The sequence below is a fragment of the Streptomyces noursei genome (assembly GCF_001646665.1).
Taxonomy (GTDB): Bacteria; Actinomycetota; Actinomycetes; order Streptomycetales; family Streptomycetaceae; genus Streptomyces; species Streptomyces lavendulocolor.
In genome coordinates this window covers 95439-110357 of record NZ_LWBU01000362.1, presented here as the reverse complement: position 1 = coordinate 110357, position 14919 = coordinate 95439, and the positions used below count along the sequence as shown (strand labels likewise).

Below are 14919 nucleotides of genomic sequence, written 5' to 3'. Positions count from 1 at the left end.
GGGGCACGCTTCGGGGCGGGCGCGCCGGGGGAGCACGTCGCCGGGTGCGTCCGGGCGGTGCAGGGCCCCGTCCCGGGAGGGTGGGCGGTGGAAGGGCGCGCAGGGAGGGCGGGGTTGGCGTGCCGGCCCGGGGCTGACGCCGCCGGGGGGGGGGGGAGCGCGCGGCGGGGGGGGGGGGCGGGGCGGCCGGCGCGTGCGGCCGGCGGCCGCCGCCGCCGCCCGCCGCGGGCGCGCGCGAGCCGGAGCACGCGGAGGCGGCCGCCTCCGGACGGCCCCTGAGCCGGGTGCCCACCAGCACCGTGCGCAGCGCCCGTTCGGCGGCGTCCGCCAGCAGTTCGGCGGCACGGCCCAGCGCTTCCGGCAGGGGCAGGGGGCCGGGCGTCAGCGACTCGTAGGCGTCCAGCCCCGCCTCCCCGGCGCCCTCGCCCAGCGAGCCCGCCAGCGCCAGCACCGGTACCCCCGCCTCCCGGGCGCGCCGCGCCACCTCGCCCGGCACCTTGCCGCGCACGGTCTGGGCGTCCAGGGCGCCCTCGCCGGTGACCACCAGGTCGGCGCGGCCCAGCCGGGCGGCCAGGTCCAGCCCGTCGAGGAGCACCTCGAACCGCGGCAGCAGCCGGGCCCCCACCGCCGCGAGCCCGGCGCCCAGCCCGCCGGAGGCGCCGGTGCCGGGCGCGCACCGCAGGTCCACACCGGGGGCGAAGGCCGCCGTCAGCGCGGCCGCCCAGTGCTCCAGGGCCACCGACAGCTCCTCGCACCGCGCCGGGGTGCCGCCCTTCTGCGGGCCGAAGACCCGGGCCACCCCCCGCTCGCCGCACAGCACGTTGTACGGGTTGCACGCCACCAGCAGTTCGGTGTCCGCCAGTCGCGGGTCGAGCCCGCCCGGGTCGACGACCGCGAGCCGGGTCAGCGACGAGCCGCCGTGCGGGAGTTCGGCGCCGGAGGCGTCCAGCAGCCGGACGCCCAGCGCCCGGAGGGCACCCGCGCCGCCGTCCGACGTACCGGAGTCGCCGCACCCGACCAGGACGCGCCGGGCGCCCGCGTCGAGCGCCGCGCGGATCAGCTCGCCCACGCCGTACGTGGTCGTGGCGCCCGGGTCGCGGCGGTCCGGCGGCACCAGGGCCAGCCCGGCGACGGCGGCCATCTCCACCACCGCCGAACCGTCCCCCAGGAGCGCGAAGCCGCTGTCCACCGGATCGCCCAGCGGCCCGGTCGCGGGGCAGGGGACGATCCGGCCGCCCGTCGCGGCGGCCAGTGCCTCCGCCGTGCCCTCACCCCCGTCGACCAGCGGGACGAGGTCGAGTTCGGCGTCCGGCAGGACGCGCAGCAGCCCCTCGGCGATGGCCTCGGCGGCCTCCCGTGCGGACAGCGACTCCTTGAAGCCGCCGGGTGCGACGACGATGCGGTACGAGGGACTCACGGGTGGGCCTCCGGGGTGACGGGCACGCCGAGCAGCGGCCAGACGGTCAGGGCGAACAGCAGGACCAGGCCCGCCGTGAGCGGGGCGAGCACCGCCGACAGCCGCAGCAGGTCGCGCGGGGTGTAGGTGGGCACCCCGTCGGGGACGTCGGAGAAGAGCGCGACGGGCTTCGCCGACGCGGGCAGCGTGTGGCAGAACCCGGCCGCGGCGGTCGAGGCGAGCGCGGCGGCGACCGGGTTGACGCCCGCCGCGGACGCCGCCACGACCACCAGCGGGACGAGCACCGAGGAGCGGGCCGAGCGGGACTGGAGCACCAGGTGCGCCGCGGTGCTGACGACCACCACGACGCCGAGGAACAGCCACGGCGGCGCGTGCACCGGGAGGCCCGCCACCAGCCACCCCGCCGCCCCGGAGTCGGCGAGCGCCACGCCCATCGCCATCGTCGCCGCCATGAACAGCAGCAGCGGCCACGGCACCGTCCGCAGGCCGTCCTTGAGCCGTACCGTCCCCAGCGCCGGCGACGCGGCCACCACCGCGCCGATCAGCGCCACGACCGCGGGGGAGACCCGGTGCAGCGGCTCGCTGCACCACAGCACCACCACCGTGGCCAGCAGCAGCGCGCAGCGCGACTCGGCGGTGGACAGCGGTCCCGTCACGGGCGTGGGGGAGTGCTCCTCCAGGGCGGCCGCGGTGATGCGGACCGGGGAGCGCCGGTCGTCGCGCGAGGTGGCGGTCAGCAGGACCGCCTCGGCGGCCAGGTGGGACGAGACGACCGCGAGCGGCAGACCCAGCAGCAGCCACTCCACGAACCCCAGCCGCTGCCCGGTGTGCTCCCACAGCACGTTGACGGTGATCAGGTGCGCCCCGGCCCCGATCAGGGTGGCGACGGCGGACAGCAGCACCACGGTGGGGAACAGCAGCGCCAGCATCACCACCAGCCTGCGGCGGCCCTCCAGCACCTTGGCGAGGGCCAGGAACACCGGCAGCGCCAGGGCGGCGCGCCCCGAGGTGGCCGGCACCGCGAACGAGGTGACGACGAGCGCCGCGGTGGTCAGGTGCACCAGCTGGCGCACCGTCCGGGCGCCGGTGACCAGGAACGCGGCGGCCCGTCCCGCCAGGCCGGTCCGGGTGACGGCGGCGGCCAGGACGAACGCGCTGATCAACAGCCAGATCGTCTCGTCGCCGAGGGTGGCGAAGAGCGTCTCGCTGCTGATCACGCCCGTCGCGGTGAGCGCCAGGCCCGCGCCGAGCGCCACATAGGTGTCGTCGACGGGGGTGGCGATCCAGGCGACCGTGGCGAGCACGAAGACGGCCAGGGTGAGGCGCGCGTCGGCGCCGAGACCGGGGAAGAGGGCCGGCATGGCCAGCAGCGTGCACAGCCCCAGCCCGCCGCCGACCCACGCCGCCCGGCTGGGGGAGAGGGTCACGGTGATCAGTCTCGGTACGCGCCGTGAGTCCCGAATGAGTGTCCTGTTAAGGGAATTTCATGGAACGGGGCGCTTCACGGCATTCGGTAGCCCATCCCGCGCACCGTCTCCAGCCGCCGCGCGCCCAGCTTCTTCCGGAGCGCCCGCACGTACACGTCCACGATGTTCGAGCCGGGGTCGAAGTCGTACCCCCATACGTGGGACAGGATCTGCTCCCGGGACAGCACCTGGCCCGGGTGGCGCAGGAACAGCTCCAGCAGCACGAACTCACGGGCCGTCAGATCGACGGTCCGGTCCTCCGCGCGGGCGCGGCGGGTGCGCAGGTCCAGGCTGAGGTCGCCGCTGCGCAGCACGGTCACCTCGGGCGCGCGGGCCGCGGTGCGCAGCCGGAGCCGCACCCGCGCCAGCAGCTCCTCGAAGCGGAACGGTTTGGTCATCCAGTCGTCGGCGCCGCCCTCCAGGCCGGCGACGGTGTCGCGCACCGAGTCGCGTGCCGTCAGCACGATCACCGGCAGCGTGACCCGCGCCTCGCGCAGCTCCCGCAGCACGGTGAAGCCGTCCCGGCCGGGCAGGCCGATGTCCAGCACCATCAGGTCGAAGCAGCCGGTGACGGCGTAACCCAGGGCGGTGTCCCCGTCGGCGGCGACCGTGGTGGTGAAGGCGTTGGCGCGCAGCCCCTTCTCCACGAAGGAGGCGATCCGCTCCTCGTCCTCGGCGATCAGGATCCGGTTCACTCGTCCTCCTCCGGCGCCGGCACGTCCCGCGGTACGAGCGCCTCCTCCAGTACGAGGACGAAGGTGGCACCGCCGCCCTCGGTCGGCCGCAGTTCCACCCGGCCGCGGTGTCCCTCGGCGATGGCCTTCACGATGGACAGTCCGAGCCCGGCGCCGCCGCCCGCGCGGGTGCCGCGGCGGGCCGTGCCCCGGCGGAACCGTTCGAAGATCACGGCGGCGTCCTCGGCGCGCACGCCGGGGCCGGTGTCGGCGACGTACAGCTCGATCCGGCCGTCCGTCTCGCGCGAGCCGATCCCTATCCGCTGCCCGGGGACCGTGTGCTGGACGGCGTTCTGGGCCAGCTGCACCATCGCCTGGGTGATCCGCTGCGGATCCAGCTCGGCCTCCCGGTCGGCGACCGAGTCCAGCACCCACTCGCGCTCGCCGAGGGCGCGGGCCTTCACGAACACGTCGGCGGTCAGCTCGCCCAGCTGGACCGGCTCGGGCGTGACGAAGTCGGGGCGCTCGGCCTTGGCGAGCAGCAGCAGGTCCTCCACGATCCGGCTCATCCGGTCCAGCTCGTCGGTGACCAGCCGGACCGTCTCCGCCTGCTCGGCCGGGTCGTCACCCATCAGCTCCAGGTGGCCGCGGACGATCGTGATGGGTGTCCGCAGCTCGTGACCGGCGTCGTCGACGAACTGGCGCTGCGCCGCGAACGCCCGCTCCAGCCGGTCCAGCATCGCGTTGAAGGTCTCGGCGAGCAGCGCGATGTCGTCCCGGCCCCGCACCGGGATGCGCCGGGTCAGGTCCTGCTCGGTGAGCTGGGCGGCGGCCCGCCGGACCAGGCGTACGGGGGCGAGGATGCGGCCCGCGACGGCCCAGCCGATACCGGTGGTCATCAGCAGCGCCACTCCCGAGATGGCGAGCTGGGTGCGGAACGCCTCGGCGGCGATGGCCTGTTCGTCGGCGGCGTGGAACGCGACCACGAACGCCCCGGGCGGGGCGTCGCCGGCCGGGGCGATGGGCACCTTCGCCCAGCGGACCGGGCCCTGCGGGCGGTCGAGGGTGCCGGAGCGGGCGGGGGAGCCGAAGATCCGGGCGAGCGCCTCCCGGTCGCGGTGGAGGGAGGCCCCGGCGCTGTCGCGGGGCTGCCGCAGCACGGACGGGGCGCCGTCCGGCCCGCGCGTCAGGCCCAGCAGCTCCTCGTCGGGATCGGAGTACTGGCGCTGGAGGAACACCTCCAGCAGGCGGCGCGGCTCGGTGAACCCGGCGCCGGTGCTGGGGTCCACCCCCTGGTCCACGAAGTTGGCGAACTCGCGGGTCTCCTGGGTGAGCAGCTGGCTGATCCGGTGGTCGACGTCGCGCAGCAGGATGGAGCGGGTCGTCATCGCGACGGCGACCAGCGCGACGGCCATGACCAGCAGCAGCCACAGCAGGATGCGTACGCGTGCGGAGACGCGGCGGTCAGCCGTCGTCACCGGAGTCGTCACCGCGGTCGTCATCGTCGTCGTCCCCGGCGGTGGCCGGCGGCCCCGGCACCACGGCGTCGGTGGGCGCGGTCCCGGCGGGCGGGGTGCCGCCGCCGGACGTCCGGCCGCCCGGCGTGCCACCGGGGGTCGCGGCCGCTGCGGGGACGCCGGGGGCCGTGCTCGCGGGGGCGGGGCCCCGCGTCGCGTCCGGCCCGGTGCCGGGCGTCGTGCCCGGCCCGCCGCCCGGCACGCTGCTCGGTCCGCCGCTCGGTCCAGCGCTCGGGCCGCCGCTCGGTCCGCGGCCCGCTCCGGTGCTCCGCCCGGCGTCCGGTCCGGTGCTCGTGCCCGCCCCCGCTCCGGTCCCGGCCGGCCGGGGCGTGGTGCCCAGCCTCACCTCGGGCGGCACCCGCGGGGCCTCGGGAGTATCGGTCAGCAGGTAGCTGGTCGCGGCGATGCCGAGCGGGACGGCGACGACCGCGACGAGCGTCGCCAGGCGATGGGTGAAGGCCATGCGGCCATCCTGGGCGGGCGCCGGCGGCGCCCGAATGAGCGCCGGATGAAGGCTTCTTCATGAACCGCGCGGTTTCCTCCCACGTGGCGCGCCCCCCGGGAGGGACGCGCGGCGGGCCGTCCACCGGGCGCGCGCGGACCGCCGGGTGGCCGGGACCGCCACCGGGGGTCATCCGTCCGGGTGATGCCCGCACCGGCGTGCGCCCCCTGTCCGGGAGGCCCTACGCGTCGAGGCCGATCGCGAACGCGGCTTCCAGGTCGTGCTGCGAGTACGTACGGAACGCCACGTGCGTGTCCGTCGCCTCGACGCCCGGGATCTTGCTGATCCGGCCGGGGATGACGTCCGCCAGGTCGTCGTGCCGGGCCACCCGGACCATGGCGATGAGGTCGTACGTACCCGTCACGGAGAAGACCTCGCTGACGCTGTCCAGCGAGGCGATCGACTCGGCGATCTCGGGGATGCGGTCCACGCTGGTCTTGATGAGCACGATCGCGGTGATCACGGCTGTCCTTCTCCCTCGGTGGCCGCTGGGTGGGCCTTCACTCTAGCCCCCCGCCCGAACCGCACCCACGCGTAGAGGAAGCCCAGGCAGAAGCCCACCACGTGCGCCAGGTACGCCACCCCCGGGCCGCTGTCCGCGCCGCGCGCGGCCAGCCACTGCAGGACGAACCAGAAGATCAGCACGATCCAGGCCGGGAAGCGCAGCGGCAGGAAGAAGAGGAAGGGGAAGAGACTGGTGACCCGCGCCCTCGGGAAGAGGTGGAGGAAGGCGCCCAGCACTCCCGAGATCGCCCCGGACGCCCCCACCAGCGTCTGGTCCGAGCCGGCGTGCGCCGCCGCGTAGGCGAGCAGGGCGAGGCAGCCGGAGGCCGCGTAGAAGAGGGCGAACTCCAGATGACCCAGCCGCTCCTCGGTCATCGCCCCGAACACGTACAGGAACAGCATGTTGCCCAGCAGGTGCAGCCAACTGCCGCTGACGAACAGGGCGGTCAGCGGGGAGAGCAGGACGTCCGGCGAGCCGCTCAGGAGTTCGGCGGGGACGATGCCCCAGCGGCGGAAGTACGAGCTCTGGGCGGCGAGGAGGGCGTCGCCGGTGCCGTACGACGGGTTCAGCCCCGACACCGGGCTGATCAGGAAGACCAGGAAACAGGCGCCGATCACGGCGTAGGTCACGAGGGGTCCGCGCCAAGCGATCATGGACAGATCATGACGTAAACGGAGGGAGCGGGACAGGGTGCCTCGCCGCGCCACGGGGGTACCCGCAAGGCCGTAGGGTTACGGGACGCACACCCGCAGTTCGACGGCGCACCGCGGATCCCGCACCCGGCACGATGGAAGAGGACGGAACGATGACGACGGTTCCCCTGCCGACCGCGACGACCCGCTGGCGCTGCACGCTCTGCGGCAATCTGACGCGCTTCGACGTCACACGGTCGTCCAAGGTCGTGGAGTACGTCCATCTGGACCTCGCGGGCGAGCCCACGGTGGAGGAGCGCGAGGTGGTCAGTGAGACCATCGAGTCGGTCCGCTGCCGCTGGTGCAACGCGGTGGACCGGATCGAGCTGGTGGACAGGCCGGGCTCCGCCTCCTGAGTGACCGGGAGCGGCCCGGCGAGTCAGGACGGACGGGTAGTGGGGTGACGAATCGTGGAGCAGCCCGACAGCGGCGCTGAGCCGGCCGGTGCGGCCGGTGACGCCGCCGAGGCGCTCGACCGCCCGCTGCCCGACGGGGTGCGGCGCCGGGTCGTCGCCCTGGTCTCGGACGCCTTCGGCGGCCTGACGGTCGCGGAGCTGCCCGCGCAGCTGCGCCAGTACGCCCGGTTCACCCCCTCCCGGCGGGCCAAGTTCGCGGGCAACGCGATGGCCGCCGCCCTGGAGGGGGACCCGGTGTTCCGCCAGCGCATCGGCGAGCGCCTCAAGGAGGGGCAGCCGGAGCTGGCCCGCGCGGTCGAGTCCGGTGCGCCGCCCGCCGCCGCCGACCCCGTGGACGTCGCCGCGACGGCGTACGTGCTGCGGCCCGCCGGCTGGGTCAAGCTGGTCGCCGCCGCCGGCGAGGAGGCGCAGCGCGCCGACGCCGAGCGCGCCGACGAGGCGGGCCGGCGGGAGCTGGAGCGGCTGCGCGCCGAGCTGGCCGAGGCCCGCGCCCAGACCAGGGCCGAGACCGAGCGGCTGCGCACCGAACTGGACGCGGCGCGCAAGGAAGCCGAATCGCTTCAGCGCAAGCTGCGCAGCGCCCAGAGCGACGTCAAGCGCGGCGAGGCGGCCCTGCGCCGCAACCAGGCCGACATCGACGCCGTCCGCGCCGAGGCGGCCGCCCACGTCTCCGCCGCGGAGAGTGAGACGCGGCGCCTCAAGGCCCGCCTCGGCGAGACGGAGGCCGCGCTGGAGGCCAGCCGGCGGGCCGCCCGCGAGGGGCGCTCGGTGGAGGACATGCGGCTGCGGCTGCTGCTGGACACCGTCCTGGAGGCGGCCCAGGGCCTCCGCCGCGAGCTGGCCCTGCCGCCCGTGTCCGTCCATCCCGCCGACACCGTCGACGCGGTGGAGCCGGGCCGGATGTCGCCCAAGGACATCGCCGCCCGCGCCCTGTCCGAGACCGACCCGGCGCTGCTGGACCAACTGCTCGCGCTGCCGCAGGCGCACCTGGTGGTGGACGGCTACAACGTCACCAAGACCGGCTACCCGACCATGCCGCTGGAGAAGCAGCGGCTGCGCCTGCTCGGCGGCCTGTCGGCGCTGGCGGCCCGTACCGGCGCCGAGGTCACCTGTGTCTTCGACGGCGCCGAACTGGCCGCCCCCGTACTGCTCGCACCGCCGCGCGGGGTGCGGGTGCTGTTCTCCAAGCCGGGCGTCACGGCCGACGAGCTGATCCGGCAACTGGTCCGGGCGGAGCCGCCCGGACGGCCGGTGGTGGTGGTCTCCACCGACCGCGAGGTCGCCGACGGTGTGGCCAAGTCCGGCGCACGGCCCGTCGCGTCCGCCTTGTTGCTGAAGCGGCTTTCGCGCGTTTCGTGACACCGGCGGCACCTGCGCGTTATGCCCGGTTCCGGGAAACGGACCGTCAAGTCCCCATGACACACCGTGGGCCGTGTGTAAAGAATGTGGCCCCTGGGCGAGATTTTTCGCATGAGGATTTGAACTGATCACAAGATGGTCACTAGGGTCTGGCCACGAACCTCCGCGCAGTTGATCACTCATCGGGAGTGGCAGCGGGGGAACCGCCTAATTCCGTACGGTCCAGCCTGTTTCGCGGGGGAGCCGGGCCAGGTACGGAGCCGGGGCCCCGACCCCACAGCCCGGCAGGCGGCGCAGAGGAAGAAGGAGCTCGCCTCCGTGGCGTCCCACCGTCGTCCCAAGCAGCCGAGCCGCGCCCGCGTGACCGTGCTCACCGCAACCGCCGCCGCTGCCGTCGCTCTGTCCTCCCAGGCCGCTCAGGCAGATCCCAAGCCGAGCAAGAGCGAGGTCAAGGCGAAGGTCGACAAGCTCCACCACGAGGCCGAGGTCGCCACCGAGCAGTACAACCTCGCCGACGAGCAGCGCGGCAAGCTCCAGAAGGAGGTCGACGCCCTCCAGGACAAGGTCGCGCGCGGCCAGCAGGAGCTCAACGAGCTGCGCAACAACCTCGGTTCGGTCGCCACCGCCCAGTACCGCTCCGGTGGCATGGACCCCTCGCTCCAGCTCCTGCTCTCCTCCGACCCGGACAGCTACCTCGACAAGGCGTCCGCCGTCGACGCCATCAGCGCCAAGCAGGCCGAGGCACTGGAGACCATCCAGGCCAAGCAGCGGACCCTGGCGCAGCAGCGCGCCGAGGCGACCACGAAGCTCGCGGGCCTCGAGGACGTGCGCAAGACCCTCGCCGAGAAGAAGAAGTCCTACCAGGCCAAACTGGCCGAGGCGCAGCAGCTCCTGAACACCATGACCGCCGAGGAGCGGGCGAAGATCCAGGAGGAGGAGCAGCGCGCCAGCCGCGAGGCCGGCGAGCGCGTCGAACTCGGCAACGAGGTGCCCGCCTCGCAGCGCGGTGCCGCCGCGCTCGCCGCCGCCGACACCCAGGTCGGCAAGCCGTACGTCTCCGGCGCCGAGGGCCCCAACTCCTACGACTGCTCCGGCCTGACCCAGTGGGCCTACCGCCAGGCGGGCGTGAGCATCTCGCGCACCACCTACACCCAGCACAACGACGGTGTGAAGATCGGCCGCAGCCAGCTCAAGCCCGGCGACCTCGTCTTCTTCAGCAACCTGTCGCACGTGGGCCTGTACGCGGGCAACGGCCAGGTGCTGCACGCCCCCTACCCCGGCACCGTCGTGCGCTACGAGGCGATGGAGTACCTGGGCGACTTCCAGTTCGGCGTGCGGATCTGACGCCCGCACACCTCTGACGCGCCCGAACCCCGCGCCCGATCGGGTGGTTTACCGCCCTCCAAGCTGACGCTCCGCCCCGCCGGTGACCTTGTGGTCTCGGGCGGGGCGCCGCTGTTCGACCCCCGTACGGTCGCTGGCCGCACTGTGATCGCCCGGCTACTGTCTGGCGCGCAACAGCCCGCACGGCCGGTACGGCATCGGTCGCACGGCCTCACGTCAGCGGAAGGGAGCGCGGTTCGTGGCGTCCCATCGCCGGTCCCCGTCGTCCTCGTCATCGGTGTTCTCCCGGAGCGCGAAGGTCACCGTCCTCTCCGCCGCGGCGGTCACCGCCGCCGCGTTCGGCACCGCCCCGGCGACCGCCGACCCCGGCACCACCGAGCGGACCGCCCGGGCCGAGGTCGACCGGCTCTACGAGCAGGCGGAGAAGGCCACCGAGGGCTTCAACCGGGCCGACGAGCGCGCCCGGGCGATCCGCGAGCGGGTCTCCCAGGTGCAGGACGGCGTGGCGCGCGGCCAGGAACGCATCAACCGCATGCGCGGCGCCCTCGGTGCCGTGGCGGGCGCGCAGTACCGCTCGGGCGGCATGGACCCCGCACTCGCGCTGCTGCTCTCCGGGGACCCCGACAGCTACCTCGACAAGGCCGCCACCCTCGACCGGATCAGCGAGCGGCAGGCGGCCGCCCTCACCGAACTCCGGCGCGCCCAGCGGGACCTGGCCCAGCAGCGCGCCGAGGCCGGCCGGCTGCTCACCGAACTGGAGCGCAGCCGGGCCGCCGTGGCGCTCCACAAACGCACGGTCGAGCGGAAGCTCGCCGAGGCGCGGGCCCTGCTCAACTCCCTGCCCGCCGAGGAGCGCGAGGCCTTCGACCGCGCCTCCCGCTCCGGCCGCGACGACCTCCCGCCCACCGGCGGAGCCGCCTCGGGCCGCGCCGCCACCGCCCTGGCCGCCGCCCGCTCGGCCGTCGGCAAGCCGTACGTGTGGGGCGCCAACGGCCCCTCGGGCTTCGACTGCTCGGGCCTGATGCAGTGGTCGTACGCGCAGGCCGGCGTCGGCCTCCCGCGCACCTCGCAGGCCCAGCGCGACGCCGGACGGCACGTGCCCCTCTCCGAGGCGCGCCCCGGCGACCTGGTGACCTACCGGGACGACGCCAGCCACGTCGGGATGTACGTGGGCAACGGCCAGGTGGTGCACGCCCCCTACCCGGGAGCGCGCGTGCGGTACGACCCGGTGGGCATGATGCCCGTCTCCGCCGTCACCCGGGTCTGACGCCGGGCAGGGCCGTAGGATCGGCGGGATGTGGGTCCTGAGGCGTACGGCGGGGGTGGTGCTCGGCCTCTGCCTGCTCGTCGGCGGCTGCACGGACCGGGCGCCGGAGCCCCCGCTCGACACGGCCCCGCTCCAGGAGGCCGCGGACCGGCGGGCGGCCGCCCTGCGCGCCGGGGCGCTGGCCGGTGTGCCGCTCGGCTCCTGGTCGTACCGGATCACCGAGGCGCGGCGGGACGGCGGCGACCGGGTGACGGCGCGGGCCGCGCTCGGCTACCGCATCGCCGGGTACGACGGCGGCGCGGTGACCGGCGAGCGGGCCCTGGTGCTCACCCGGCGGGGCGGGCGCTGGCACGTGACGTCCGACCGGCCCGCCCCGGGTGACGCACCGCAGCTGTGGGAGCAGGGCGCCGTCGACGTCGTACGGGGGAAGCACAGTCTGGTCCTGGGCGTCGGGCAGGACGCGGCGCGGCTGCGGGCCGTCGCGGCGGCCGCCGACCGGGCGGTGCCCGCCGTGTCGGACGCCTGGCCCGGCGGGCTGTGGACCCGGCGGGTCGTGGTGCTCGTGCCGGGCTCGCTGACGGCGATGGGCGCGCTGCTGGGTGAGCCGGCCGCCGGGTACCGGGGGATCGCCGCGGTCACCACGGGCCGGGTCGGCGGCGGGCCGGACGGCCCCGCGGACCGGGTGATCGTCAACCCGGAGGCGTACGCGGAGCTCGGCGCGTACGGGCAGCGGTTCGTGCTCGCCCACGAGACGACCCACGTCGCCACCCGGGCGCACACCTCGAAGGACACGCCCCTGTGGCTGTCGGAGGGCTTCGCCGACTGGGTGGCGCACCGCGGGACGTCCCGCGACCCCGCCGGGGTCGCGCCCGAGCTGCGGGACGCCGTCCGCGCAGGTGACGTCCCGGCCGCGCTGCCGACGGACGGCGACTTCTCGTTCGCCTCCGACGCGGACGCCCTGGCCCGGGCGTACGCTGGCGGCTGGCTGGCCTGCGACCTGATCGCCGGGCGCTGGGGCGAGGCGAAGCTGCGGGACTTCTACCGGGCGGCGGGCGCGCGGGGGGCGGAGCGGGCGCTGGGCGAGGTGCTGGCGACCACCCCGGAGGCCTTCACCGCACAGTGGCGGGATCACCTGCGGGAGCGGCTGGGGTGACCTCCGGCCGGGACGGCTCGGCCGACTGAGCCGGTACCGCCGCGCGCTCGCGCAGACGCGGCTCGGTGACCGTCCGGCGCCACAGCTCGCGGCACGCCAGGAGCGTCGCGGCCACCAGCAGCCCGTTGCGCACGCCCAGCAGCACGATGCCCCACAGGTCGCTGTGCACGACGTGCGTGAACCAGATCGGGAACTCCAGCATCGTCACGCCCGTCGCCACCAGCACCATCTTCGCGGGGCGCACCATCCGGCTGGCGCGGAAGACCAGGCACACGGCCGCCAGCCCGACCAGCCAGACCATGTACTGGGGGCTGATCACCCGGCTCGTGGTGGTGAAGAGCAGCACCGCCGCGAACGCCGCGTCGGGAAGGGTCGTCGCCCCGAACTCACGGGCGCGCAGCCGCCACACCAGCAGCCAGCCGAACGCCACCACGGTGAGCGCCAGCGCGGCGGTGGACACCACCGGCACGTACGGGCCGAGGAACTCCACCGACCCGTAGTTGAGCAGGACCTGCCCCTCCCAGCCGAAGTTCCGCGCCACGTGGAACACCAGCGACCCCAGCGACTCCACCTCGGTGCCCCGGTCCCGCTGGAACGTGAGGAACGCCAGCGAGCCCGGCATCGCCGCCATGCAGGCGAGCAGGACCGCGGCCCCCGCCACCACCGCGGCCGTCCAGGAGCGCCGGGTGACCGCGCCCCGCCGGGTCCCGGCCAGCAGCAGCGCCGGCCAGACCTTCAGCAGCGCGCCGAATCCGGCCAGCACGCCGAGCAGCCGCGGGTGCCGGACACCGGCCAGCAGCGCGGCGACCGCGACGGCGGTGACCATCAGGTCGTAGCGCGCGTACGCCGTCGGGCCGAGCAGCGGCACGCCCGCGACCCACACCCACGCCCCCGACAGGCACTTGCCGGGGCGCCGCCCGGCGTACAGCAGCAGGCCGAGGACGGCCGCGTCGCAGAGGAGGACGAGGACGAAGAAGGCGGAGGTGTACTCCAGGAAGGGCAGCAGCCCGGGGGAGAGGATGGCGAGCGCGGCGGCCGGCGGGTACTGCCAGGTGACGTCGTCCAGCGGGTACGTGCCGGTGCGCAGCACGTCGTACCAGCCCTGGTAGATCACCGAGACGTCGCTCGTGACGTCCGGCCCCGGCAGGACGAGGACCTTGAAGACGCAGAGCAGCAGCAGCGCCCTGGTCAGGAGCCATATGCCGACGACTGGGAGCGGAAGCCGGGTGCCGCTGGGGCCCTTCATGCAAACCTCGTCCGGGTGGGTGGGCGGTCTGGGGTCGTGGTGCCGGGCGGGACTGTGCGTGAGCGGTGGAGCGGCGCCGTTCGGTACTGTCGGCATGCGATGCACAAGACCTTGATCGTAACCAACGACTTTCCGCCCAGACCCGGCGGGATTCAGGCGTTTCTGCACAACATGGCGCTCAGACTCGATCCGGAACGGATCGTCGTCTACGCCTCCACGTGGAAGCGCGGCCGGGAGGGGACCGAGGCGACCGCCTTGTTCGACGCCGAACAGCCGTTCAAGGTTGTCCGTGACCCCACGACGATGCTGTTGCCCACACCGCGGGTGACCACACGGGCGGCCGGGCTGCTGCGCGAGCACGGCTGCGAGTCGGTGTGGTTCGGCGCCGCCGCCCCGCTGGGCCTGATGGCCCCGGCGCTGCGCCGGGCCGGCGCCCGGCGGATCGTCGCCACGACGCACGGCCACGAGGCGGGCTGGGCCCAGCTGCCCGGCTCGCGCCGGCTGCTGCGGCGGATCGGCGAGGGCACGGACACGATCACGTACCTCGGCGAGTACACGCGCTCGCGCATCGCGGCGGCGCTGACCGCCGGTGCGGCCGCGCGGATGGTGCAGCTGCCGCCGGGGGTCGACGAGAAGACGTTCCACCCCGGTTCGGGCGGGGACGCGGTGCGCGAACGCCTGGGCCTGGCGGACCGGCCGGTGGTCGTGTGCGTCTCGCGGCTGGTCCCGCGCAAGGGCCAGGACACCTTGATCAGGGCGATGCCGGCGATCCTCGCACGGGTGCCCGACGCGGTGCTCCTGATCGTCGGCGGCGGCCCGTACGACAAGGACCTGCGCCGCCTCGCCGCGGACACCGGGGTGGCCGGATCGGTGCGGTTCACCGGCGTGGTGCCGTGGGAGGAGCTGCCGGCGCACTACGGGGCCGGTGACGTGTTCGCCATGCCGTGCCGTACGCGGCGGGGCGGGCTGGACGTCGAGGGCCTCGGCATCGTGTACCTGGAGGCCTCCGCGACGGGCCTGCCGGTCGTCGCGGGCGACTCCGGCGGCGCGCCGGACGCCGTGCTGGACGGCGAGACGGGCTGGGTGGTCCGCGGCGGGTCGCCGGCCGAGTCCGCCGACCGGATCGTCACCCTGCTGGAGGACCCCGAGCTGCGGCGGCGGATGGGCGAGCGCGGCCGGGCCTGGGTCGAGGAGAAGTGGCGCTGGGACCTGCTGGCCGAGGAGCTGAAGACCCTCCTCTGACGCCCCGCCCCGTCGCCCCGGAGCCCCGTCCCCGCGCCGGGGCGACGACAGGCCCGCGACGGGCCGCCCGTGCCCTCCTGGCGCCGGGTGGGCCGTCCTCGCGTGGGCGGTCCCGGGGC

At 75.1% G+C, this 14919-nt stretch carries 13 protein-coding genes and 1 pseudogene; 6 read left to right on the top strand and 8 right to left on the bottom strand.

What is annotated here, in order from left to right:
* Positions 1-196: 196 nt before the first annotated feature.
* From A4V12_RS25195 to A4V12_RS25165, 7 genes and pseudogenes are all read right to left on the bottom strand, one after another.
* Positions 197-1417, bottom strand: a pseudogene (locus A4V12_RS25195) (glycerate kinase family protein); the annotation flags it as partial.
* Positions 1414-2778, bottom strand: coding sequence for an SLC13 family permease (locus A4V12_RS25190; protein WP_107415512.1), 1365 nt, complete (start codon positions 2776-2778; stop codon positions 1414-1416). The pseudogene A4V12_RS25195 and the gene A4V12_RS25190, both read right to left, overlap by 4 nt.
* A gap of 140 nt (positions 2779-2918) precedes the next feature.
* Positions 2919-3578: a response regulator transcription factor gene (locus A4V12_RS25185; RefSeq protein WP_064071697.1), complete on the bottom strand. Its 660-nt coding sequence runs from the start codon at positions 3576-3578 to the stop codon at positions 2919-2921.
* On the bottom strand, positions 3575-5059 hold the full coding sequence (locus A4V12_RS25180; protein ID WP_199831378.1) for a sensor histidine kinase: 1485 nt from the start codon (positions 5057-5059) through the stop codon (positions 3575-3577). The genes A4V12_RS25185 and A4V12_RS25180 overlap by 4 nt, the downstream gene beginning before the upstream one ends.
* On the bottom strand, positions 5022-5537 hold the full coding sequence (locus A4V12_RS25175) for a hypothetical protein (protein WP_064071696.1): 516 nt from the start codon (positions 5535-5537) through the stop codon (positions 5022-5024). The genes A4V12_RS25180 and A4V12_RS25175 overlap by 38 nt, the downstream gene beginning before the upstream one ends.
* Positions 5538-5757: 220 nt before the next feature.
* Positions 5758-6039, bottom strand: a complete 282-nt coding sequence (locus tag A4V12_RS25170; RefSeq protein ID WP_064071695.1) for an Lrp/AsnC family transcriptional regulator — start codon at positions 6037-6039, stop codon at positions 5758-5760.
* Positions 6036-6734: a rhomboid family intramembrane serine protease gene (locus A4V12_RS25165; RefSeq protein ID WP_064071694.1), complete on the bottom strand. Its 699-nt coding sequence runs from the start codon at positions 6732-6734 to the stop codon at positions 6036-6038. Before A4V12_RS25165 ends, A4V12_RS25170 begins: the two co-directional genes overlap by 4 nt.
* A 152-nt stretch (positions 6735-6886) precedes the next feature.
* On the opposite strand from A4V12_RS25165, the gene A4V12_RS25160 reads away from it, so the two are divergent.
* From A4V12_RS25160 to A4V12_RS25140, 5 genes are all read left to right on the top strand, one after another.
* Entirely contained in the window at positions 6887-7129 is a 243-nt protein-coding gene (locus A4V12_RS25160; RefSeq protein ID WP_064071693.1) for a hypothetical protein, read from the top strand.
* Positions 7130-7183: 54 nt separating this feature from the next.
* Entirely contained in the window at positions 7184-8548 is a 1365-nt protein-coding gene (locus tag A4V12_RS25155) for an NYN domain-containing protein (RefSeq protein WP_064071692.1), read from the top strand.
* A 318-nt stretch (positions 8549-8866) separates the two neighbouring features.
* Complete coding sequence (locus A4V12_RS25150) at positions 8867-9892, top strand: C40 family peptidase (RefSeq protein ID WP_064071691.1); 1026 nt, start codon at positions 8867-8869, stop codon at positions 9890-9892.
* 238 nt (positions 9893-10130) lie between these two features.
* The gene (locus A4V12_RS25145; RefSeq protein WP_064071690.1) at positions 10131-11159 is read left to right on the top strand and encodes a C40 family peptidase; all 1029 of its coding nucleotides are present in this window, start codon (positions 10131-10133) and stop codon (positions 11157-11159) included.
* A gap of 28 nt (positions 11160-11187) precedes the next feature.
* The gene (locus A4V12_RS25140) at positions 11188-12312 is read left to right on the top strand and encodes a hypothetical protein (RefSeq protein WP_064071689.1); all 1125 of its coding nucleotides are present in this window, start codon (positions 11188-11190) and stop codon (positions 12310-12312) included.
* Here A4V12_RS25140 and A4V12_RS25135 read toward each other — a convergent pair.
* On the bottom strand, positions 12269-13558 hold the full coding sequence (locus A4V12_RS25135; protein WP_064071688.1) for a glycosyltransferase family 87 protein: 1290 nt from the start codon (positions 13556-13558) through the stop codon (positions 12269-12271). The genes A4V12_RS25140 and A4V12_RS25135 overlap by 44 nt on opposite strands.
* 99 nt (positions 13559-13657) lie before the next feature.
* On the opposite strand from A4V12_RS25135, the gene A4V12_RS25130 reads away from it, so the two are divergent.
* Positions 13658-14800 (top strand): glycosyltransferase family 4 protein, encoded by a 1143-nt coding sequence (locus A4V12_RS25130; RefSeq protein WP_064071687.1) that lies wholly within the window; start codon positions 13658-13660, stop codon positions 14798-14800.
* The last annotated feature ends 119 nt before the right edge of the window (positions 14801-14919 follow it).

Bases quoted from the DNA above. Each gene is read 5' to 3' on its own strand.
- A4V12_RS25190 (WP_107415512.1), bottom strand. From the start codon at position 2,778: ATGCCGGCCCTCTTCCCCGGTCTCGGCGCCGACGCGCGCCTCACCCTG.
- A4V12_RS25180 (WP_199831378.1), bottom strand. From the start codon at position 5,059: ATGACGACCGCGGTGACGACTCCGGTGACGACGGCTGACCGCCGCGTC.
- A4V12_RS25175 (WP_064071696.1), bottom strand. From the start codon at position 5,537: ATGGCCTTCACCCATCGCCTGGCGACGCTCGTCGCGGTCGTCGCCGTC.
- A4V12_RS25165 (WP_064071694.1), bottom strand. From the start codon at position 6,734: ATGATCGCTTGGCGCGGACCCCTCGTGACCTACGCCGTGATCGGCGCC.
- A4V12_RS25160 (WP_064071693.1), top strand. From the start codon at position 6,887: ATGACGACGGTTCCCCTGCCGACCGCGACGACCCGCTGGCGCTGCACG.
- A4V12_RS25140 (WP_064071689.1), top strand. From the start codon at position 11,188: ATGTGGGTCCTGAGGCGTACGGCGGGGGTGGTGCTCGGCCTCTGCCTG.
- A4V12_RS25135 (WP_064071688.1), bottom strand. From the start codon at position 13,558: ATGAAGGGCCCCAGCGGCACCCGGCTTCCGCTCCCAGTCGTCGGCATA.
- A4V12_RS25130 (WP_064071687.1), top strand. From the start codon at position 13,658: ATGCACAAGACCTTGATCGTAACCAACGACTTTCCGCCCAGACCCGGC.